This is a genomic window from Chitinophaga sp. CCNWYY40 (genome assembly GCF_037483205.1).
In the GTDB taxonomy this organism is placed as follows: domain Bacteria; phylum Bacteroidota; class Bacteroidia; order Chitinophagales; family Chitinophagaceae; genus Chitinophaga; species Chitinophaga ginsengisegetis.
Genome location: NZ_JBBHLF010000005.1, coordinates 85,131 through 106,311, shown reverse-complemented (window position 1 = coordinate 106,311; position 21,181 = coordinate 85,131). Strand labels below are relative to the sequence as shown.

Genomic DNA, 21,181 nt, shown 5'->3' with positions numbered 1-21,181 from the left:
TTTCACCTCCGCCCCGCCCCGTTATTGTCCCTGTTGACTGATGAGCGCTCTGAAAGCTCCGTCTTTAGTAACGCGCGTCCCGCCAGCGCCGGAGGCATCTTTCAATGTCCCGGAAAAAGTTCCTTCTACCGTAAGGTTATCTATACTGGTAATGGTAATTTTAAAATCAGTGCTTCCTGCTGAAGTAAGGTTGGTGTAGTAAGTGCTGTTCAAAGCGATCAGTAAGCCATTTCCTTTCTGTGTAGCGGGATACACGCCTGGTTTGAAAGGCATGGATGCTGTAGCTAAGCTGAAGGTGATCACATCTCCGTTATAGCTCTGGCCGGTGATTTCCATAGTGGGATAATCATTATCCGGGTTTTCGTCCGTAAGATTTGGCAGGGTGATAGTGCCTTTGGGATTTTCTGAAAGATAAACCCTGTCGTCCAGCTTCAATGAAATAAATCTGCGTTGGCGGCTATCGTCTTTATCCTTGCCGCAGGATGTGCCCAGTAAAACAATGGCGCTGAGCATTGCGGTAACTAATATGCGCATAGGTTATATTATAATCAGTTCTAATTAATCAACGGCTAAATTAAACATTTAAAAATAAAAACGGATGCCGGTAATGGATTGTTACACCCCGTTACCGGCATCCGTAATGATCTTGAAAAGTTGGATCTAAGCTTTGCGGGCGGTGCGGTACAGGTACCAGCCCATAAACGCAAAAAAGGCGCATCCTATTATATAGTAGCCACCCTGCCCGAGGATATTTGTAAGCAGCTGTTGATTATTGAGTTTGGCAAGAATGACAGCGGACCAGTCGAAGCCCGCGAGAATAGCGATAATCACACCGGCTACCGCACCACCGGCCACGAGCCCTGTGGCAAACAGGTTGCCTTTACCTAGTTCCTCTTCTTCCGGAGATATTTTTTTATTGACTTTCTTTTGTTGGTGATCAACCACACCACGGATAGCGCCACCAACAAAGATGGGCAATGTAGTGGATAATGGAAGATAGGCGCCCACTGCGAAAGAGAGCGAATTAACGCCGCACAGTTCCATTGTTACAGACAGGAACACTCCTACCAGTACAAATTGCCAGTCGAGGTTAAATGAAAGAATACCCTTTGCCAGTGTAGCCATGAGGGTACCCTGCGGGGCAGGATAATATGCGCTGCCGATTGCGTGTTCAGTAACACCGTGCGCAATCATATCTGCCGTAGGCTTATCCAGGAACTTCACTGTTAAACCTATTACCACAGAGGATACAATGGCGCCAATGAACAACGCTATTTGCTGGTACATAGGTGTGGCGCCTACGATGTAGCCCGATTTAAGATCCTGGGAAGTGCCGCCCGCATTGGCTGCTGCGATACAGATCATACCGCCTACCACCAGTGCCATTGGTTCATATAGTTTGCCGGTCCAGCCTACGGCGATAAACACCAGGCAGGTGCCCATCAGTGTGGCGATGGTCATACCGGAAATAGGATTGTTGGAAGAGCCGATTAGACCCACAATGCGGCTGGATACCGTAACGAAGAATGCGCCGAAAACGACTACGAGCAAACCTACCAGTAGTTTTTTACCGATAGAATCGCCTGGTAGCTGTGGTAAGAAAGCCATCAGCAGGATGAGGGCAATACTGCCAAACAGCACTACTTTCAGGCTAAGATCCCTTTCTGTTCTGGGTACATTTCCTTTTTCGTCGGTACTGCCGGAGCCATCTTTAATAGCGCCTATGCTTCCTTTGAAAGAGGAGATGATAGTAGGGATAGTTTTCAGAAGGGTGATGAAACCACCTGCTGCTACGGCGCCTGCGCCGATTTGTCTTACGTATGCGTAATAAACGGCGGACGAATAATCGGAGAAAGTGTGCGTGAGCGGATTCCAGTCGCCCTGCCCGCCCGGTGTTTGCAGGTTAGCGAGGTAGCCTATTTTCACCAGCTGTGTGGCAATCACATCTGCCGGCAGCAATGATGCGAGCAGCGGGATGAGTGCCAGCCACGACAGCACGCCGCCGGCCACCAGCACGCCCGCAATGCGTGGACCGATGATATAACCCACACCCATATACTCCGGGGTGATATCAGCGCTGATCTTGGCGGACGGGAAAAATTTACTGGCCTGCTTGGTCATGTATTCCGGTGTTTCGGCAATGACGTGCAGGATCTTTTGCAGGATGGCATAGGCAAAGGCAAAGCCCAGTCCGTAGAAGGCAGTTTTTGCAAAGTCGCCGCCTTTCTCCCCTGCTATCAGTACATCGCCGCAGGCAGTGCCTTCGGGATAAGGCAGGGTTTTATGTTCTTTTACAATCAGTGATTTTCTTAGCGGGATCATCATCAGGGTACCGAGAATACCGCCGAAGATGGCCAGGATGAGGATGGTGAAGTAGTTAAAGAACTGCGTACCGCCGCCATCACTGAGAAACAGGAATCCCGGCAGCGTGAATACTACCCCCGCAGCAATGGATTCGCCGGCAGATCCGGTAGTTTGGATAATGTTGTTTTCCAGGATGGTGGTCTTGAAAAATTTTCTTCCTAAGGTAATAGCGATAACAGCAATAGGAATAGATGCAGAAACGGTAAGACCTGCTTTCAGCGCGAGGTACACGGTGGCCGCTCCGAAGATGATGCCAAATACACAGCCCAGTAAAATGGATTTCAGCGTAAACTCTTTCATTTGTACGCCGGGTAAAACAAAGGGTTTGAAGTTGTTATCAGACATAAGATCGTTTATGGATTACAGGTAGAGATGTAATAAGGAATGAATTTACTTTTAAAAAAGGAAAGGAGGAAAGTTATCAGCTTTCCTCCTTTCCTTTTTATAATAAGGGTGACTTACCTAACACCGTGCATCCATTTTTTCAGGAAGCTGGTAGACAGGAACAGCAGTATGGCTGCGGCGCCTGGCAGGATTACAAACACCATGAAAAACTCGTAGAGGTTGTGGATGGTGAAGCCTGCGAAGGTTGGGTAATGTGTAGCCAGTTTAAGTTCTTGTAATTTATCCATCTGCTGTGCGGTAGCCGTGATGGTGCCATCGAGGATGCCTTTCAGGTCGATACCGTTATCAGTAGCGAGTTTGTATTTATCCAGGGTTGGCGGCAGCAGGGCGCCGAGGGTACCGGCAAGTGCGTAACCGGCAGCATTGGCGAGGAACCATACGCCCATGAGCAGGGAAGAGAAACGGTGAGGGGCCAGTTTGGATACCAGCGACAAGCCTATCGGCGATAAGCACAATTCGCCGAGAGTATGGAAGAGGTACATCAGGATCAACCAGCTTACGCCCAGTTTCTCATTAGGTCCGAGATTTTTCATCTGTATAGCGATGATAAAGAATCCGAGCGCCAGCAATGCCAGTCCGAGTGATTGTTTCATCGGGGAGATGGGCTCCAGGTTGCGTTGCTGTAATTTGAGCCATAACCAGCTGAAAGGCAATGCAAATACGATGATGAAGATAGAGTTGGCGTTTTGAACGAAGGAAGGAGGCATATCCCAGCCGAAGAGGCGGCGATCTGTCTGGTAATCAGCTACAAAGGTAAGGGAGGAACCGGCTTGTTCGAAGCAGGCCCAGAAGAAGATAACGAAGAAGGCCACGAAATAGATAACGGTGATCTGTTGTCTTTCTACTTTGGTAATAGATTTATCGGTAAGGATCAGTACTGCAAGACTGATACCGGCGGCATATATAAAAGGATATACCCATGATTTGATCGGGTTGGGATCGAGCGACAGGTAGTGGATACTAAAAAAGAGGGCTACCATTAAAACCAGTACGCCAACGATAGCGCCGGTAGTAAATTTGGCTTTGTCGGCTTCGCCGGTTATGGAAGAAGGTTTGGAGAAATCCGGTTTACCGCCGATGGCTTCACCGTTTGGCTTTACCACGTATTTGTCTTTCAGGAAGAAGAAGAGGATCGTTCCTGTGAACATGGCTATACTGGCAGCGAGGAAACCCCATTTGAAAGCGCTTACCATTCTTACACCGTCTACTTTCACGTCACCGAGGATCGGGCAGATGAGCATACCGAGGAAGGCGCCCATGTTGATACCCATGTAAAAGATGGTGAAGGCAGAATCGAGGCGGCCGTCGTTTTTCGGATACAGCTGGCCCACCATAGAAGAGATGTTGGGTTTAAAGAAGCCGTTACCGAAGATGATGATGAAGAGGGCGAGCCAAACGATGGTTTTGGCTGTTTCCACGTTGGTAGCGTAGATTGTGGCGCTGAGTACCATGAGGAGCTGGCCAACGCCCATTATAAAACCACCTAATATAATACAGTTCCTGTTACCGAGGTATCTGTCGGAGATGTATCCTCCCAGCATAGGGGTGAGATAACATAAGCCGAGAAAGCCGCCGTAAATGATAGAGGAGTCTGCTTCGGAGAAAGCCAGTGCATTTACCAGGAAGAGCGTGAGTAACGCCCGCATACCATAAAAGTTAAACCGTTCCCACATTTCCGTGGCAAATAATACTGAGAGCCCTTTAGGGTGGCCCTTCTCAGAGGCAATAGGGGACTCTTGTGCAACAGTAGTTTGCATCATAAATTGGTTAGTTTTAGCAATAGTTGTTTTAGATTTCGTGAACCTTTAAATGTGGCAAGTTAAATAAAATCGTTAATCTGCGTAAAAAAATGGTATAAATGCTCATTTTTTGCGGTTTTTTGATCTTTCTTTGCACTTTCTTTCGCATCTGCATTTATTAGGCAATTCATATGAACATACTATTACTTGGAAGTGGTGGCCGGGAACACGCACTGGCCCTTAAAATGTCACAAAGCACCCTTTGCGGTCAACTGTTTATAGCGCCGGGTAATGCCGGTACCGCTCAATGCGGCACGAACGTTAACATGGGAGTGAGTGAATTTGATAAGATAAAGACCTTTTGCCTGGATAATGCGATCGACCTGGTAGTGCCCGGATCTGAAGAGGCCCTGGTAAACGGGATCTATGACTTTTTTCAGAAAGATGGATTGTTACAGCATATCCCGGTACTGGGCCCATCAAAGGAGGGCGCCCAGCTGGAGGGCAGTAAGGCTTATGCCAAGCTGTTTATGCAGCGGAACAATATTCCTACGGCTGCTTACCGGGAATTTAGTGAAGAGAATTATGAAGAAGGGTTGGCTTATCTTCAGCAGCACTCCTTACCAATTGTGTTAAAGGCCGATGGACTGGCAGCAGGTAAAGGCGTGGTGATAGCGGCTTCTTATGAAGAGGCGGCAGAGGAGTTTGAGCAGATGATCAAATCGGCTAAGTTTGGCGATGCCAGCAAAACCGTGGTAGTGGAGCAGTTCCTGACAGGTATTGAGTTGTCTGTATTTGCGATCACCGATGGTCATACCTATAAGATATTACCCGAAGCAAAGGATTATAAAAGAATTGGAGAAGGTGACCTGGGGCTGAATACCGGCGGTATGGGAGCCGTGTCGCCGGTGCCGTTTGCCGACGCTGCTTTTATGAAAAAAGTAGAGGATGATGTGATCCGGCCCACGATAGCAGGGCTTTCCAAAGAAGGTATTGTGTATCATGGCTTTGTGTTTTTTGGCCTGATTAATGTAGAGGGTTCGCCTTTTGTAATTGAATATAACTGCCGTATGGGCGACCCGGAAACGGAAGTTGTGATGCCACGTTTGAAGAATGATGCGTTGGAACTGTTTACTGCAGTAATGACCGGCAAACTGAGCGAGCAAACCATTTACGCTGATGAGCGTGCAGCTGCTACGGTGATGCTGGTATCAAAAGGATATCCTGAAGCATACGAAAAGAATAAGGTGATCAACGGAATTCCGGCGCCTACCCGCGACCAGGTTGTGTTTCATGCCGGTACCCGGCAGGAAGGCAACGAGGTGCTAACCAACGGCGGCCGGGTATTGAGCATTACTTCACTGGCGTCTGACCTGTCTATGGCATTGGCTCATTCTGTACAAACAGCGGAGCAGATTGCGTTTGACGGTAAGGTATACCGCAGGGATATCGGATACGAATTTGTTTAGACGTTAGCCGGGGTTAATCTACAGTAGGGAGGACTGGTACAGGACAATTGAAAAGCGGGACTTGTAAAGGCACAATTTTAGGCAGTAGGAACAATTAAAACGGGGTTATCCCGTTCATCTGGTCGGAGCATAAAGAGAGCAGTTACTATGCCGTTTGTACAACAAATAACTTTTTTTAATATTTAGCTGTATTATTGCAAGAATATCCATTTTTTGCATCGTATATTCGTTGGAATTATTCATTTTTGCATTCTAATTTTTGACCGTATCAACAATGGGATTTTTTAATTTTTTAACGCAGGAAATCGCGATTGATCTTGGTACAGCGAACACGCTGATAATTCATAATGACCAGGTGGTAGTGGACGAGCCTTCCATTGTAGCGATAGAACGGGCTAGTGGCAAAATTGTGGCAGTTGGAAAAAAGGCCATGATGATGCACGAAAAAACACACGAATATCTTCGTACTATACGTCCCCTGAAAGATGGCGTGATAGCGGATTTTAATGCCGCTGAAGGAATGCTCAGGGAACTCATAAAAATGGTTTACCCCAAAAAGCCCTTGTTTGCACCAAGCTGGCGGATGGTGATCTGTATCCCTTCCAGCATTACGGAAGTGGAAAAGAGAGCTGTACGCGACTCTGCAGAACAGGCCGGCGCGAAGGAAGTATACCTGTTGCACGAGCCAATGGCAGCTGCCCTGGGTATCGGTATTGATGTAGAGGAGCCGGTGGGTAATATGATCATTGACATAGGCGGTGGTACTACCGGTATTTCGGTAATTGCCCTGGCTGGTATTGTTTGCGACCAGAGTATCCGTATTGCCGGTGACGAGTTCACTGCTGATATCATGGAAGCCCTGCGCCGTTACCATAGCCTCCTGATAGGTGAAAGAACTGCCGAACAGATTAAGATCCATATCGGGTCAGCCCTGAAGGAACTGGATAACCCACCGGATGATATTCCTGTTAACGGAAGGGATCTGGTAACCGGTATCCCCAAGCAAATCATGGTATCTTACCAGGAAATTGCGGAAGCCCTTGATAAATCTATCTTTAAAATCGAAGAAGCCATCCTGAAAGCGCTGGAAACAACGCCTCCGGAACTGGCCTCAGATATTTACCGCAGGGGTTTATACCTGACCGGTGGCGGTGCATTGCTGCGCGGACTGGATAAACGTCTTACCCAAAAAATCAAACTGCCGGTGCATGTAGCAGACGATCCGTTACGCGCAGTGGTAAGAGGTACAGGTATTGCCTTAAAGCATGTAGGTAAGTATCCGTTCCTGATGCAATAAAACTATTTGTGATCCGGATATTTTGTTATTCATCCTATTTGGAAGGAACGGCAGGGTATCCGGATAACCAAATCCTAAAATAGTGCGCGCTTGTGCGAAATCTAATCATTTTCTTTAGGCGATATTTTAACTTCTTCTTATTTCTGCTGCTGGAAGTGATTTGTATGGTATTGGTATTCCAGCATAACAACTTTCAGCGAGCCGCCTACCTCAGTTCCGCAAATGACATCAGCGGGAAATTATATGACAAGTATAATAATGTACAGTATTACTTTCACCTGAAGTCGACCAACGACAGCCTGGTGAATGAAAACATGCGCCTGCACAACATGCTCCGTACCAGCTACGATAGCATGGTAACCACCAACGGGATCAAAATTGACACCGTTCGCCAGTACAGCGATGATACAGCCCACCGGATCATTGGCACACAGATCCGCCGGTACGAGTACTTCTCCGCCAAAGTGATCAACAACTCCATCAATAAACCCGTTAACTATATTACTATTCACCGCGGCAGCCTGCAGGGTATCCGTCCTAATATGGGCGTTATCAGCAGCAGCGGCGTGGTAGGTGTGGTGAGAAGCGTGAGCGACAACTACTCCGTGGTATTGTCCATGCTCTCAAAATCCAACTCCGTATCCATCAGCGCCCGCCTGGGCCAGGGAAAAGAAATGGGTTCCGTACACTGGGACGGTGAAGATGCCGGTTATGCCCTGTTGAAAGATGTACCGAAAAGTGCCAAGATACATAAAGGTGATACGGTGGTGACCAGCGGCTTCTCTGCCCTGTTCCCCGAAAATATTCCGATCGGCTATGTGGAAAGCATTGCTGTAGGAGACAAAGCCAGCACCTCATTTACTATCCGGTTGAAATTGGCTACCAATTTCTTTAACCTGCAGTATGTGTATGTGATAGAAAACCTGTTGAAAGAAGAACAACAAAGATTGGAAGATTCAACGTATAAGTTGATTAAATGAGTATACTGTTAAGAAATATAATCCGCTTCGTGCTCCTGCTGTTGATTCAGGTGTTTGTGCTCAATGAAATATTGTTGCACCAGCTGGTGAGCCCCTATCTTTATATGCTGTTTATCCTGGCGCTGCCTTTTAATCTGCCACGCCCGGGGCTTATGCTCCTGGGATTGCTGATGGGGCTTTCACTGGATATGTTTATGAATACGCCTGGTATGCATGCTGCTGCCTGTGTATTCATTGCTTATCTGCGTCCGTTTATTATCAATATCCTATCGCCCCAGGGAGGTTTTGAAACTACCCAGAAAACGCCTTCGATGACCAGTATGGGCGTGTCCCAGTTTCTCATCTATGCCGCTATCCTGGTATTCCTGCACCATGCGCTTTTCTTTACACTGGAAGTATTTGGTATGGGCAACCCGTTATACCTGGTGATGAAGATCGTTTTTTCAACACTGGCCAGTCTTTTCCTGATTGTGCTGTATGAATTGCTGTTCTTCTCGAAAAAATAATTTCTGCTTTTTAACGTAGGTTTGTAACTTAAAATAATTCCGTCCTTAATAGCATGTCAGTATTCAATCAGCCCAGGAAGAGAGTAATACAGATGATTATACTTGGGATGGTAATACTGATCATCACCAGGTTATTCTTTCTGCAGGTAGTGGAAAAGAAGTACGCCAAGCTGGCGGATGCCAATGCCGTGCTTCGTAAAGTCATTTATCCAAGCCGGGGTATTATCTACGACCGGCAGAACCGCAGCATCCTCGGCAACGACGTATTATATGACCTCGTGGTAACGCCTGCCAGCGTAAAAAGCATCGATACAGGCTATCTCTGTAATATTTTAAAAATAGATAAGGAAGAATTCAGGAAACGGATTGTTACCGCCATTATCAAAAACGGCCGGGTAAGACAATCAGTTTTTGCTCCCCTGCTGGCGCCGGAAGTATTCGGCCAGCTACAGGAAAGCATGTACCTTTTCCAGCCGGGCTTTGAACTGGTGCCCCGACAAATCCGCTCCTACCCTTATTCGGCTGCAGCTAATATCCTCGGGTATATTGCGGAAATATCCCCCGCCATGTTAAAGGACACAGGGAACTATGCTTCGTATAACTCCGGCGATTATCTGGGATTCACTGGTCTGGAGAAGACCTATGAAACCGTATTAATGGGACAACGCGGTATACAATACCTGATTAAAGATAACCTGAACAGGCCACAGGGCGCTTACGAAAACGGGGAGTTTGACAGTGCGGCAGTAGCAGGCCGGAACCTGCGGCTTTCCCTGGATATTGAATTACAGGTACTCGGCGAAAAATTAATGAAAGGTAAATCGGGCAGCATCGTGGCCATTGATCCGCAAACCGGCGGTATCCTGGCAATGGTAAGCGGTCCGAGCTTCGATCCCAACCTGCTCACAGGTCCGTACCGGAGCGCCAATTTCAGTAAACTCTATACAGATACTACCAAACCACTGTTTAACCGTGCCATCCAGGCTACTTATCCGCCGGGCTCCACGTTTAAACCGATGATTGCACTGGTAGGACTGGATGAAGGCGTAATTACGCCGAGCTTTGGATACCCTTGTGGCGGCGCTTACTACGGCTGTTCAAGACCTATCAAATGCGAACACCATGACGCCGGTCACGCGGCTAACCTCCGCCTGGCTTTATCGCATTCCTGTAACTCCTATTTTTCGCATGTATACCGTTTGAGTGTGGATGCGGCCAAATTTGGCGGCATCAAGGTAGGCGGTATGCAGAAGTGGGCCGACTATATGAACAACTTCGGCTTTGGCCATAAGATAGGGGTAGATATTCCCAGTGAAGGACGTGGACTGGTGCCCGATAAAAAATACTATGATGCCCGGTACAAAGGCAGCTGGAACTCCTGTACTTCGGTGTTCCTGGGAATTGGTCAGGGTGAGTTGCTGTTAACACCGCTGCAAATGGCCAACGCCATGTGTATTGTGGCTAACCGTGGCTCCTACTATATTCCGCACTTTGTAGCCAGTATTGATAACGATAACACGCATCTCCTGGATAAATACAAACAGAAACACGAGGTAGCGCATATCTCTGATACAGCCTACAGCGCTGTTATTCACGGTATGACAGATGTGGTGGAAAGTGGTACCGGGCGTATTGCGCAGATTGAAGGTATCAGCGTTGGTGGTAAAACCGGTACAGCAGAAAACTACGGTATTGTAAACGGTGTAAGAACAAAACTGAAGAACCATGCGGTGTTTGTGGCCTTTGCCCCTGCTGAAAAAGCACGTATAGCCATTGCCGTGATTGTGGAAAACTCCGGTTTTGGTGCGAAGTATGCAGCGCCTATTGCCAGTTTGATGATGGAGAAATACCTGAAAGACAGTATCTCCACCAAACGTCAGCCGCTGTTGAAAACAGTGATGGAAACAGTAACAATAGATCAGGCCATGCTGGCTAAATCGCATTTGGATTCATTGAATCAGAATGCTGTTATTAAGAAGAACAAGCCTTAACCAATCATCGAATAAACCGATTAATCAATAATGAACCGCTCGCAAGCCAAACTGACACAAGGGATTGACTGGCCAATAGTTGGCCTGTACCTGGCATTGGTGATCATAGGCATCATGTCCATTTTTGCTGCGGAATACCGGGGTGATGATAACGTGTGGCAGGATATCCTTCATCCAAATAAAAATTATTCCAGACAACTGATCTGGTTTGGTGTATCCATTGTACTGGCAGCAGTGATATGGCTTACAGACAGTAAATTTTTTACGGCCACAGCCAACCTGATGTATGCAGGCGGGCTACTGCTTTTGTTGCTGGTACTGGGCATCGGTAAAGATGTGAAGGGATCGCATTCCTGGTTGGTGATCGGGGGATTCCAGTTTCAGCCGGCGGAACTGACAAAGCTCTGTACCAACCTGGCCCTCGCCAAATACCTGTCGTCGCAGGAAACTGATTTCACGAAACTACGATCGAGACTGATTGCCGCTGCATTGGCCCTGATACCTGCCGGTATCATCATTTTGCAGGACGAAACAGGATTGGCGCTGGTATATTTTTCCTTTTTCCTGGTGATGTTCCGCGAAGGATTACCCGGCGTATTGCTGGTGATAGCCTTTTCGGGCATTGTGCTGGTACTGTCGGCCCTGCTGGTTGACCGAACGATACTGTTTATCATTTTTACGGTCATCACCGCGCTGGTCATATACTTTATGCGGCGCGAAATAAAACGAAAGCGATCGAAGCTTGCACTGATACTGGGGGTATATGCCTTCTGCGGACTGTTTGTAATGTTCATCGTTCCCTTTGTATTTACCAAAGTGCTGAAGGACTACCAGGTACGCCGTATTGAAGTAATGCTGGGTAAGGAAAATGACCCCAAGGCGACCTACAATACCAGGCAGAGTATGATTGCCATCGGTTCCGGCGGCTTCTGGGGAAAGGGGTACCTGAAAGGCACCCAAACCCGTTACGATTTTGTACCTGAACAAAGTACCGACTTTATCTTTTGTACTGTGGGAGAAGATTTCGGCTTCTTCGGGAGCGTGATTTTCCTGGGTATTTATGTAGCCCTGCTTTTCCGGATCATTTTTGTGGCGGAGCGACAGCGATCGACCTTTACGCGGGTGTATGCCTATGGAGTAGCCAGTATCATCTTTTTCCACCTGGCTATTAATATTGCTATGACGATCGGTCTTGCGCCGGTGATCGGGATTCCGTTGCCACTGGTGAGCTATGGCGGGTCTTCCCTGATGACCTTTACCATGCTGATATTTATACTGCTGCGGCTGGATGCCGACCGGCAGATGGTGTTAAGATAGTATCTTTGCAAAATGGCACGTATCATTCCATTATCAGAAGGGTCATTTACCGTAGACGGGACCAAGAAATTTTTTCCTTTTAAGCTGGGAACGGATAGCATGCAGGACCGCCCGCATGGTTCGTTGCTGGTTGAAATACAGCCGTTCCTTGTTATCACGGACCGCGACTATATTTTATTTGATACCGGGTTGGGTTTCCGTAACCCCGATGGCGTATTGCAAATCCACCAGCACCTGATAGACAATGGCATCAATCCTATGGAGATCACCAAGGTATTGATGAGCCATTTACATAAAGATCATTCCGGTGGCGTTTCTTCAGAAGATCCTATCACGAAAGAGCGTACGCTTAATTTTCCGGGGGCTACCTATTATGTGAATAACGAGGAAATGCTTTACGCGATAGAACACTCCGGCAAATCCTATCTCTCCGAAGATATAATATTATTACAACAGCGGGATAACGTGGTGTTTACTACCGGCAATGGCACTATCGACGGATATATTCACTACGAAGTGACCGGTGGTCACTGTCCTTATCACCAGGTGTTTTTGGTAGATGATGGAACGGATAAAATATTTTTCGGGGGAGATGTGGCGCCACAGATATCCCAGATGAGGAGCAGGTTTGCAGCTAAATATGATTACGACGGCAAGCGCAGTATGGAACTTCGCCAGGAGTTCCTGGAGCGCGGCAAACAGGAAGGCTGGACATTCCTTTTTTATCATGATACCAAAGAACCTTTTGCTAAGTTTTAAAAGCTAAAGGAGCATGTATACGCTGTTTAACAGCTTGTCACTTACCGGACAGGATACCATTAAAACATGGGAGCAACAGGGCCGCAGCTGGGCATCGTATAGTGTTTACCGTGATCAGGCCACACACGAACTGTATATTCCGCAAACGATACTTAACCTGGTAGTACAGGGAGAGAAAAGAATGTACGACGGCAGGCAGGTACATTACCTGCATGCCGGAGATGCGATGATAATTCCGCCCGGCAGCCTGCTTTGCTCTGAAATATTACGGCCACAGCGGCAATACGGGAGCATTAACCTGGTGATCCCGGATGAGATGATCCTGGCCTTCCTCAAAAAGCCAGGGAAAACCAATACGGCCGGGCGGGCATTAACCACGCTGCCGGTAAACAGCCAGTGGTACAGCTTCACCCAATCGCTGCTGCGTCACTTTGCAGACGATAACCTCACCACACCTGATTATTACGACATTATTTCACACGCGCTTCACCTTATTTCCGGAGAAGAAGCTATAAGTGCCATGCTCACCAAAGCCGCTATGTATCCGCTTCCGGAGGTGATGGAAAAGCTGAGTACAGGGATGGCAGAAGTAAAGCAGCTGGAAGAGGTAGCTGCTATGGGGCATATGAGTACTGCCACATTGAAACGCCGCTTCCGGGATATTTATCATAGTTCTCCCATGCACTGGGTGCTGGAGAAGCGGTTGCAGATGGCCGGTTTCCTGTTGCGTACCACGGAGCAACCGATCGCGGAAATAGCTTACAGCAACGGGTTTGAAGACGTAACCCATTTTTACCGGCAGTTCCGCCGTTGTTTTGAAGTAACGCCACTGCAATGGCGTAAAATGGAAACTGATCTTTTCAGCAAATAGTTGTGCCGGCGGATGGCTTACATTGTGAAAAAAAACAGCAATGGAAAATCTGATCCACATCGGTGAAGCCTGGGTACAGGCGTGGAATTCACACAACCTCGACGAAATAATGTCGCACTACGACGATGATGTTACCTTCTATTCCCCGTTAATTAAAAGAATCAACAATGACCCTACGGGTTGTATCCGGGGGAAAGAAAACTTAAAGGCTTACTTCACCAGGGGGCTGGAAGCCTATCCTGATCTGCATTTTGAGCTGTATCACATCCTGGAAGGCGTGAATTCTATTGTGCTTTATTATAAGAGTATCAATGATAAATTAAGTACGGAGATGATGGTGATTAATGAGAAAGGGCTGGTGAGTGAAGTAAGGGCACATTATAAATAAAGAGAATTGCGGGGGCTTCCCCGTAATTCTTTCAGGGTCTTCTTCTCGGGCCTCCACCCATTCTGTTCATGCGTTGGGTATTGAGGTGGTTAACCATGATGGTCCGGAATTCTCTTTCGCTTTTAAACACCATGCCTGCTTTTCTGCCGGGGAGTACACGCTGGAATTCTGTACTGTAGCGTGATTTAATGTCCAGCATTCGTTTTTCGTACTTCAGTTCCTTATCCATATTTCTCCGGGCGGCATCGTCGGCGTTGTCGGTAGCTATTTTTTCCTGGTCTCTTTTCTGGTGGCGTTCTGCGATCAGTTGTTCCACTTCATGGGTATAATTATTATAAACCGGCCAGAACTTCTGGGCTTCTTCCGGTGTGAGGTTTAATTTCTGGGAGAGGTATTGGATCTGTATGGCTTTTATTTTTTCTGCGGCGCTTTCGGACGGGGTTTGCTGGGCGTTACTCACGCCGGCATGGGTGAGGAGCACAAACATTGTAATCCATATAAAGTAAAAATGTTTCATCATTTATTTTCAGGTAACACTTCCTTTGATAAATCGGTCCTTTGCAGGTATTTTTCGATGGCTTCCAGTGGAACTGCTTCATTCAGCTGACTTTGCACCGGGCTTGTTTCCGCGGAACTGGCAAAGAAAGCTTCATTATCAAAGGGATCTGTGTGGGTTTGCAGGTAATTAACGATATCCTGGTCATTCAGGTCTTCCAGTTGTCTTTCTATAGTATTATGATGGTTGTTATTGTTGATAACGAACAGGATGGCGCTGCTACCGATGAAAGCGGTAAGACAGGCGGCCACGGTCCATTTCAACCACGTGGCGGTCCGGTTCCGGTGCGCTACCCGCAGTGGAATTACGGGGCTGGAGTTGGCCCGGAGCGACTCAAAATAGCCGGTGGGTACTGTAAATGGCGTCTGCTTGGGGATTGCCGCCAGGAAGGGGGAAATAGCTTCCAGTTCCGCGTGTATGGAGGTGAGGGAGCTGGTTTCTTCTTCCGTTTGGATCCGTTGCAGGATGGCCTGTGGTAATCCTTCGAAATAGCCGGCAGGAACAGTTTGCGGCTGATTTGGAACAGCGGTTGTCCCGGAACGCAGATCTTCCAGCTGAATTTGCAGCAAGATAGCGGCGGGCAGGTGTTCAAAATAGCCTGCCGGTACCGTAAATGGTACTTCTGCGGGCCAGTTGGTGCCTGGAGCTATTTGCATTAATTCATTTGTTATGTAGGTCTGCCTGTTCATATTTGCTGTTTTTTAGACAGTAAACGGTACTAATAGTTTAATGTGATTTTAATCTTTTGGTAAAATTCTTTAAAAATTACTTAAAATAAATATTTGTAAAATTTATACTCAGCCATTGCGGATGAACTCCTCGATTTTCTTAACAGCATGATGATAAGAGGCTTTCAGGGCGCCTTCCGAGGTATCCAGCACTTTGCTCATTTCCTCGTAGGGCATTTCATCATAGTAGCGCAGGTTAAATACAATCCTTTGTTTATCGGGTAAACTGAGGATGGCGCGCTGCAGTTTCCATTCCAGTTTATTGGGATCGAACTGCGGATCTGCCCTGAGTTTGTTGCTTAGGCCGGTTTCTATATCCGACAGCGAAACGGACGTTTTACGTTTTTGCTGCTCCAGGAAAGTCAGGCTTTCGTTGGTGGCTATTTTATAGAGCCAGGTATATAGCTGTGCATCTTCCCGGAAATTTTCCAGGTTTTTCCACACTTTAATAAAAACATTTTGCAACACATCGTTGGCATCGTCGTGATCCATTACCATCCTGCGGATATGCCAGTAAAGCCTTTCCTGGTACTTTTGGATAATAAGGGTAAACCCTTTTTCCTTAGTATCAGGTATACGGTATAATGCCAAGAGTGATTTATCGTCCTGTGAAACGGCCATAGGTTAAATGGTTCTTAACAGGTTTTAGTTCATTGAATATAAATAAAAACCTGTTCATAAGACGCGGATATTGTGGCAAAGTTTAATGAGGGTGGAGAGATCGCCTTCGGCGATTACGTTTTGATGTAAAAAAGATTTGGGAGATGAAAGCAGGCATATCTGCTTTCATCTCCCAAAATATTATCATCAGACTGATGTCTGATTCTGTAAAAGACAATCACCGAAGGCGATTTGCTTTGCTTATGCTTTTTTCTTACGCTGTATTGCTTTTTCTGCTGCGGCAACGATGTGATCTGCATCGAGGCCATATTTTTTCAGCAGGTCCAGCGGTTTACCGCTTTCACCGAACGTATCGTTGGTGCCCACATATTCAATGGGAACAGGCGTATGACGGGCAGCTACCTGTGCGATGCTGTCGCCCAGACCACCGAGTACGTTGTGTTCTTCTGCAGTAACTGCGCAACCGGTTTTCTTCAGGGAAGCAATGACAGCTGCTTCGTCCAGCGGTTTAATAGTGTGAATGTTGATGATTTCCACGCTGTAGCCTTTTTCTTCCAGTACTTTACCGGCTTCGATGGCAATCCAAACCAGGTGACCGCAGGCGAATAAGGTGATGTCTGTTCCTTCGTGGAGGATCTGTGCTTTACCTACTTCAAATTTCTGGTCTTCAGCGGTAAAGTTAGGCCATTTCGGACGGCCGAAACGGAGATATACCGGTCCTTCGTAATCAGCGATAGCGATGGTAGCTGCTTTGGTTTGGTTGAAATCGCAAGGTACGATTACAGTCATTCCGGGCAGCATTTTCATCATGCCGATATCTTCCAGGATCTGGTGGGTAGCGCCATCTTCACCCAGGGTAAGTCCTGCGTGGGAAGCGCATATTTTTACGTTCTTGTTGGAATAGGCAACAGACTGACGGATCTGGTCGTATACCCTTCCGGTAGAAAAGTTAGCGAAAGTAGTGGTGTAGGGGATTTTACCGCCGATGGTTAAGCCGGCAGCGATGCCGATCATGTTGGCTTCTGCGATACCTACCTGCACAAAGCGATCAGGAAATTCTTTAATAAAAGCGTTCAGTTTCATAGAACCGAGCAAATCTGCTGTCAGCGCAACTACATTGGGGTTTTTACGACCTACTTCGAGTATGCCCTCACCAAACCCACCGCGGGTTTCTTTTTCATTTAGTGGTTGAATATCTTTTACCATTGTGGTCTTTTTAAAATTGAAGCGTAAATGTAATCATTAAAAAAAGAGGATCCTAGTTACTCAGCACTTTATTGCGCAGGCTCACTTCCCATTGCCATGCAGTGCGCATACTGTCTTCGATACCAATTTTTGGTTCCCAGTTCAGCTTTTCTTTTGCTTTACTGTTGTTGGCGTAAATAGAGATCACATCTCCTTCCCTGCGTGGGCCGGTGGTGTAGTTTAATTTGATGCCGGAAATTTTTTCGAATGCCTTGATGGCTTCCAGAACGGTTACTCCGTTGCCGGTGCCGAGGTTAAACACTTCGCAGTTGCTGGAATTCCGGTGTTCTATGAGGTATTGGAGCGCTTTAGTGTGAGCGGCGGCGATATCCATTACGTGGATATAGTCACGAACGCAGGAGCCATCGCGGGTATCGTAATCGGTGCCGAATACGGTCATTTTAGGAATTTTACCAATAGCCGTTTGGGTGATTACGGGAACCAGGTTGTCTGGTTTTCCCAGTGGCAGTTCGCCGATAAGTGCGGATGGGTGTGCGCCTACCGGGTTAAAATAACGAAGCAGGATAGAGTTGGTTTCATTTACCCGGCTATAGTCTTCGATGATTTGTTCACCCATTTGCTTGGTACGTGCGTATGGCGATTGAGCTTCGCCGAGCGGAGTTTCTTCCACTACCGGCAGGGCTTTGGTATTGCCATAAACGGAGCAGGAAGAGGAGAATACGAGGTTGGGGACATTGTATTCTTTTACGCATTTCAGCACGTTGATGAGCGAGGTGAGGTTATTCTGAAAGTACATCAGGGGCTCGTTTACAGATTCTCCCACTGCTTTCAGCGCTGCAAAATGGATGACGCCAACGATATCCCGGTTTTCATGAAATACCGCATTGGTGTCTTCCAGGTTACAAAGATCTACTTTGTAATTGCGTACCTTTTTTCCGGTAATTTTCTCTATACCATCTAATAATTGGGTGCTGCTCCTGATATTACTGTCTACAGATACTACATCAAATCCATTATTGATCAGATCTACAATAGTATGCGCGCCTATATAGCCACAACCACCCGTAACAAGAACCTTCATGATATTTCAGATTTACGTTTATTTGATATTTCAGAAAACTTTTTGATTGAGCACCGTTTCGAGGTAAGCTCCATAGCCGCTTTTCAGCAAAGGTTTGGCCAGTTCTTTAAGTTGGCTGGCGTCAATAAATCCTTTGCGGTAGGCGATTTCTTCGATACAAGCCACTTTGATTCCTTGTCTTTGTTCTATTACCTGTACAAATTGGGATGCCTGCATCAGTGAGTCGAATGTACCGGTATCCAGCCATGCCGTTCCGCGTGGTAAGATAGAAACTTTTAATTTTCCACGCTGTAAATATTCTTTATTTACATCTGTAATTTCATATTCGCCGCGTGGACTGGGTTGCAGGTTTTTAGCGATTTCCACTACTTCGTTATCGTAGAAATAAAGTCCCGGTACCGCGAAGTTGGATTTGGGTTGGGTGGGTTTTTCCTCGATGGACAGTACTTTCATGTCTGCACCGAATTCCACTACTCCATATCTTTCGGGGTCGGATACCTGGTAGGCATATACGATTCCGCCGTCGGGGTTGGTGTTATGTGCCAGTTGCGTGCCGAGTCCGGCGCCGTAAAAGATGTTATCACCCAGTACCAGGGCTACCGTGTCCTTACCGATGAATTCCTCACCGATCACAAAAGCCTGGGCCAAACCATTTGGATTGGGTTGTTCTGCGTAGGTTAAATTCAGTCCAAGTTGTTGTCCGTTGCCGAAAAGCCGTTGAAAACCCGGCAGGTCGTGCGGGGTGGAAATGATCAGGATATCCTTGACGCCCGCCAGCATCAGGGTAGACAGCGGGTAATAGATCATTGGTTTATCATACACCGGCATTATCTGTTTGCTGATAGCAAACGTAATGGGGTGTAGGCGGGTGCCGGAGCCGCCGGCCAGGATAATTCCTTTCATTTGCAAGATCAATTTTTGATGGTCACTAACTCAACTTTCCGATTAGGAAAACCGCACAAAAATAGCGGCTCTCTTTCAATTGGCATCTTTTTTTTATAAAAAAAGCTCTCCGGAGGTTGCGGAGAGCTTTTCAAAGTATGTGCCGGTTCACTTTTTTAAATGAACAGATTTACGATGAAATAGGTGAATGCAGCCAGTAATCCACTGATGGGGATGGTTAAAACCCAGGCCCACAGCAGGGATACGGTAACGCCCCAACGAACGGCGGATAACCTTTTGGTAGCACCTACCCCCATAATAGCACCCGTAATAACGTGGGTGGTACTGGCGGGAATACCCAGATGTTCCGTGAGGAAGAGGGTAATGGCGCCGGAGGTTTCAGCAGCCACACCTTCGAGTGGGGTTACTTTGGTGATACGCGTTCCCATTGTTTTTACGATTTTCCAGCCACCGCTCATGGTTCCGAGTGCAATACAGGTAAAGCAGGCAAGCGGTACCCAATCCGGCATTTCCTTGAGACTGCCGATATAACCGGCAGACACCATCGCGGCGGAGATGATACCCATTACCTTTTGGGCATCGTTACTACCGTGACCGAGGCTCAATGCCGCGGAAGAGGCCAGCTGCAGGCGTTTGAACCAGCTTTCTGCCCGGTATGGATTTGCCTTACGGCAGACATTTACAATGATGAGTGTTATAATAAAGGCCACCACCATACCTATGAGGGGTGCCAGTACAATAAAATACACGGTGGGTAATACTTTGTGGAAATTAATTACATCAATATTGCCACCGGAGGCCGTTACAGCCGCACCAATGAAACCGCCTATCAGGGTATGCGAGGAGCTGGAAGGAATCCCCAGCCACCACGTGAAGAGGTTCCAGGTAATAGCAGCCACCAGGCCGCAAAGGATTACTTTCAGCGTGATAAACTGTTCAAATACCGAGTTGGCAACGGAATTCGCTACTTTAAATTCACCGATGTAATATTTGGCAACAAAAAAGGCCACAAAGTTGAATACTGCGGCCCAGAGTACTGCCTGGAAAGGGGTAAGTACCTTGGTCGACACAATAGTGGCGATAGAGTTGGCGGCATCATGGAAACCATTGATATAGTCGAAAATGAATGCCAGTATGATAATAATTACTAGTAAAGTCATGACATCAGGAGAATTATGCGTTCAGAACTGTATTCCCCTTTATCAGGAGTACTTGATAATAATGGTTTCTATTACGTTGGCGCAGTCCTCGCATTTATCGGTAGCGATTTCCAGGGCCTGGTAGATTTCACGCATTTTAATCAGTTCTGCCGCGTTCTGCTCTGTGTCAAACAGGTCGGCGATAGCCATGTCGTAGATGTCATCAGCATGGTTTTCCAGGCTGTTGATCTTTACGCAGGCATCCGTAATGATGCGCATATTCTGCATATTACGCAGTTCGGGGATTGCTTTGGCAAGTTCCAGTACACCCAGGTGGATCAGTTCCGCCAGTTTGCGGATGCTATCGTTGATGTAGTGTACTTTATAGAGATCCATTCTTTTGGCAGAACCGTGGATGTAATCTGCCACATCGTCCAGTGTTGCCGCCAGGTAGTGAATGTCTTCACGGTCAAACGGGGTGATAAAGTTCTGTCCGAGCTCTACAAATATGCGGTGTGTGTAATCGTCGTTTTTGTGTTCCAGGCGTTCTATCAGGTGTACCTTATCCTTTCTCACGGCCAGATCTGTGGTGGCTACCAGCTCGTTGAGCACAGTCGCCATTTCTACCAGATTGGAAGCTACATCTTCAAACAAAGAATAAAATACCCGGTCTTTCGGCATGAATAGTTTAACAAAAGAATTGAAGCCTCCCATACGTTTGAGTTTATAAAATTTGCCGCAAAAATAGCTTTCAGAATCTATCCCAGCCAGTAAAAAACGTGAATTAATAATTCCTTAACACTGGATTAATATAAAAGTAATATAGCGATTTTTCCTTTGCATAGAAAATTATACTCATAA

Annotated in this window: 20 protein-coding genes; 9 read left to right on the top strand and 11 right to left on the bottom strand. The window is 46.9% G+C overall.

Annotation, left to right across the window (positions count from 1 at the left end; all coding sequences use genetic code 11):
• Positions 1–21: 21 nt before the first annotated feature.
• From V7S65_RS19390 to V7S65_RS19380, 3 genes are all read right to left on the bottom strand, one after another.
• Positions 22–534, bottom strand: coding sequence for a hypothetical protein (locus V7S65_RS19390; RefSeq protein WP_079469712.1), 513 nt, complete (start codon positions 532–534; stop codon positions 22–24).
• Positions 535–660: 126 nt separating this feature from the next.
• Positions 661–2,709: an OPT family oligopeptide transporter gene (locus tag V7S65_RS19385; RefSeq protein ID WP_336387868.1), complete on the bottom strand. Its 2,049-nt coding sequence runs from the start codon at positions 2,707–2,709 to the stop codon at positions 661–663.
• 113 nt (positions 2,710–2,822) lie between these two features.
• Entirely contained in the window at positions 2,823–4,529 is a 1,707-nt protein-coding gene (locus V7S65_RS19380) for a peptide MFS transporter (RefSeq protein WP_079469710.1), read from the bottom strand.
• Between the two features lie 170 nt (positions 4,530–4,699).
• On the opposite strand from V7S65_RS19380, the gene purD reads away from it, so the two are divergent.
• The 9 genes from purD to V7S65_RS19335 all read left to right on the top strand — a co-directional run bounded on the left by purD (position 4,700) and on the right by V7S65_RS19335 (position 14,086).
• Positions 4,700–5,977 (top strand): phosphoribosylamine--glycine ligase, encoded by a 1,278-nt coding sequence (gene purD, locus V7S65_RS19375; RefSeq protein ID WP_336387869.1) that lies wholly within the window; start codon positions 4,700–4,702, stop codon positions 5,975–5,977.
• A 274-nt stretch (positions 5,978–6,251) separates the two neighbouring features.
• Positions 6,252–7,274: a rod shape-determining protein gene (locus tag V7S65_RS19370; protein WP_079469708.1), complete on the top strand. Its 1,023-nt coding sequence runs from the start codon at positions 6,252–6,254 to the stop codon at positions 7,272–7,274.
• Positions 7,275–7,366: 92 nt separating this feature from the next.
• Positions 7,367–8,254, top strand: coding sequence for a rod shape-determining protein MreC (mreC, locus tag V7S65_RS19365; RefSeq protein ID WP_079469707.1), 888 nt, complete (start codon positions 7,367–7,369; stop codon positions 8,252–8,254).
• Entirely contained in the window at positions 8,251–8,760 is a 510-nt protein-coding gene (locus V7S65_RS19360; RefSeq protein WP_111576969.1) for a rod shape-determining protein MreD, read from the top strand. Before mreC ends, V7S65_RS19360 begins: the two co-directional genes overlap by 4 nt.
• Positions 8,761–8,813: 53 nt before the next feature.
• Positions 8,814–10,751, top strand: coding sequence for a penicillin-binding protein 2 (mrdA, locus tag V7S65_RS19355; protein ID WP_079469705.1), 1,938 nt, complete (start codon positions 8,814–8,816; stop codon positions 10,749–10,751).
• Between the two features lie 30 nt (positions 10,752–10,781).
• Positions 10,782–12,068, top strand: coding sequence for a rod shape-determining protein RodA (rodA, locus tag V7S65_RS19350; RefSeq protein ID WP_336387870.1), 1,287 nt, complete (start codon positions 10,782–10,784; stop codon positions 12,066–12,068).
• 12 nt (positions 12,069–12,080) lie between these two features.
• Positions 12,081–12,827, top strand: a complete 747-nt coding sequence (locus V7S65_RS19345) for an MBL fold metallo-hydrolase (RefSeq protein WP_227024420.1) — start codon at positions 12,081–12,083, stop codon at positions 12,825–12,827.
• A 13-nt stretch (positions 12,828–12,840) separates the two neighbouring features.
• A complete protein-coding gene (locus V7S65_RS19340) occupies positions 12,841–13,698 on the top strand; it encodes an AraC family transcriptional regulator (protein WP_336387871.1) in 858 nt (285 codons plus the stop codon).
• Between the two features lie 40 nt (positions 13,699–13,738).
• Positions 13,739–14,086 (top strand): nuclear transport factor 2 family protein, encoded by a 348-nt coding sequence (locus V7S65_RS19335; protein WP_111576967.1) that lies wholly within the window; start codon positions 13,739–13,741, stop codon positions 14,084–14,086.
• A gap of 31 nt (positions 14,087–14,117) precedes the next feature.
• On the opposite strand, the gene V7S65_RS19330 is transcribed toward V7S65_RS19335, so the two are convergent.
• The 8 genes from V7S65_RS19330 to V7S65_RS19295 all read right to left on the bottom strand — a co-directional run bounded on the left by V7S65_RS19330 (position 14,118) and on the right by V7S65_RS19295 (position 21,034).
• Positions 14,118–14,573: a hypothetical protein gene (locus tag V7S65_RS19330; protein ID WP_133256113.1), complete on the bottom strand. Its 456-nt coding sequence runs from the start codon at positions 14,571–14,573 to the stop codon at positions 14,118–14,120.
• Between the two features lie 29 nt (positions 14,574–14,602).
• Positions 14,603–15,298: a hypothetical protein gene (locus V7S65_RS19325; protein WP_336387872.1), complete on the bottom strand. Its 696-nt coding sequence runs from the start codon at positions 15,296–15,298 to the stop codon at positions 14,603–14,605.
• A gap of 141 nt (positions 15,299–15,439) precedes the next feature.
• Complete coding sequence (locus V7S65_RS19320) at positions 15,440–15,991, bottom strand: RNA polymerase sigma factor (RefSeq protein WP_079469699.1); 552 nt, start codon at positions 15,989–15,991, stop codon at positions 15,440–15,442.
• 240 nt (positions 15,992–16,231) lie between these two features.
• On the bottom strand, positions 16,232–17,197 hold the full coding sequence (locus V7S65_RS19315) for a transketolase family protein (protein ID WP_111576965.1): 966 nt from the start codon (positions 17,195–17,197) through the stop codon (positions 16,232–16,234).
• A gap of 52 nt (positions 17,198–17,249) precedes the next feature.
• Positions 17,250–18,278: a UDP-glucose 4-epimerase GalE gene (gene galE, locus V7S65_RS19310; RefSeq protein WP_079469697.1), complete on the bottom strand. Its 1,029-nt coding sequence runs from the start codon at positions 18,276–18,278 to the stop codon at positions 17,250–17,252.
• Between the two features lie 30 nt (positions 18,279–18,308).
• Positions 18,309–19,181: a glucose-1-phosphate thymidylyltransferase RfbA gene (rfbA, locus tag V7S65_RS19305; RefSeq protein WP_111576964.1), complete on the bottom strand. Its 873-nt coding sequence runs from the start codon at positions 19,179–19,181 to the stop codon at positions 18,309–18,311.
• A 155-nt stretch (positions 19,182–19,336) separates the two neighbouring features.
• Complete coding sequence (locus V7S65_RS19300; protein WP_079469695.1) at positions 19,337–20,341, bottom strand: inorganic phosphate transporter; 1,005 nt, start codon at positions 20,339–20,341, stop codon at positions 19,337–19,339.
• Positions 20,342–20,383: 42 nt separating this feature from the next.
• Entirely contained in the window at positions 20,384–21,034 is a 651-nt protein-coding gene (locus V7S65_RS19295) for a DUF47 domain-containing protein (RefSeq protein WP_079469694.1), read from the bottom strand.
• Positions 21,035–21,181 lie beyond the last annotated feature (147 nt).

Coding starts and splice junctions, on each gene's coding strand:
- V7S65_RS19390 (WP_079469712.1), bottom strand. CDS start 534: ATGCGCATATTAGTTACCGCAATGCTCAGCGCCATTGTTTTACTGGGC.
- V7S65_RS19385 (WP_336387868.1), bottom strand. CDS start 2,709: ATGTCTGATAACAACTTCAAACCCTTTGTTTTACCCGGCGTACAAATG.
- V7S65_RS19380 (WP_079469710.1), bottom strand. CDS start 4,529: ATGATGCAAACTACTGTTGCACAAGAGTCCCCTATTGCCTCTGAGAAG.
- purD (WP_336387869.1), top strand. CDS start 4,700: ATGAACATACTATTACTTGGAAGTGGTGGCCGGGAACACGCACTGGCC.
- V7S65_RS19370 (WP_079469708.1), top strand. CDS start 6,252: ATGGGATTTTTTAATTTTTTAACGCAGGAAATCGCGATTGATCTTGGT.
- V7S65_RS19360 (WP_111576969.1), top strand. CDS start 8,251: ATGAGTATACTGTTAAGAAATATAATCCGCTTCGTGCTCCTGCTGTTG.
- mrdA (WP_079469705.1), top strand. CDS start 8,814: ATGTCAGTATTCAATCAGCCCAGGAAGAGAGTAATACAGATGATTATA.
- rodA (WP_336387870.1), top strand. CDS start 10,782: ATGAACCGCTCGCAAGCCAAACTGACACAAGGGATTGACTGGCCAATA.
- V7S65_RS19345 (WP_227024420.1), top strand. CDS start 12,081: ATGGCACGTATCATTCCATTATCAGAAGGGTCATTTACCGTAGACGGG.
- V7S65_RS19340 (WP_336387871.1), top strand. CDS start 12,841: ATGTATACGCTGTTTAACAGCTTGTCACTTACCGGACAGGATACCATT.
- V7S65_RS19335 (WP_111576967.1), top strand. CDS start 13,739: ATGGAAAATCTGATCCACATCGGTGAAGCCTGGGTACAGGCGTGGAAT.
- V7S65_RS19330 (WP_133256113.1), bottom strand. CDS start 14,573: ATGTTTGTGCTCCTCACCCATGCCGGCGTGAGTAACGCCCAGCAAACC.
- V7S65_RS19325 (WP_336387872.1), bottom strand. CDS start 15,298: ATGCAAATAGCTCCAGGCACCAACTGGCCCGCAGAAGTACCATTTACG.
- V7S65_RS19320 (WP_079469699.1), bottom strand. CDS start 15,991: ATGGCCGTTTCACAGGACGATAAATCACTCTTGGCATTATACCGTATA.
- V7S65_RS19315 (WP_111576965.1), bottom strand. CDS start 17,197: ATGGTAAAAGATATTCAACCACTAAATGAAAAAGAAACCCGCGGTGGG.
- galE (WP_079469697.1), bottom strand. CDS start 18,278: ATGAAGGTTCTTGTTACGGGTGGTTGTGGCTATATAGGCGCGCATACT.
- rfbA (WP_111576964.1), bottom strand. CDS start 19,181: ATGAAAGGAATTATCCTGGCCGGCGGCTCCGGCACCCGCCTACACCCC.
- V7S65_RS19300 (WP_079469695.1), bottom strand. CDS start 20,341: ATGACTTTACTAGTAATTATTATCATACTGGCATTCATTTTCGACTAT.
- V7S65_RS19295 (WP_079469694.1), bottom strand. CDS start 21,034: ATGGGAGGCTTCAATTCTTTTGTTAAACTATTCATGCCGAAAGACCGG.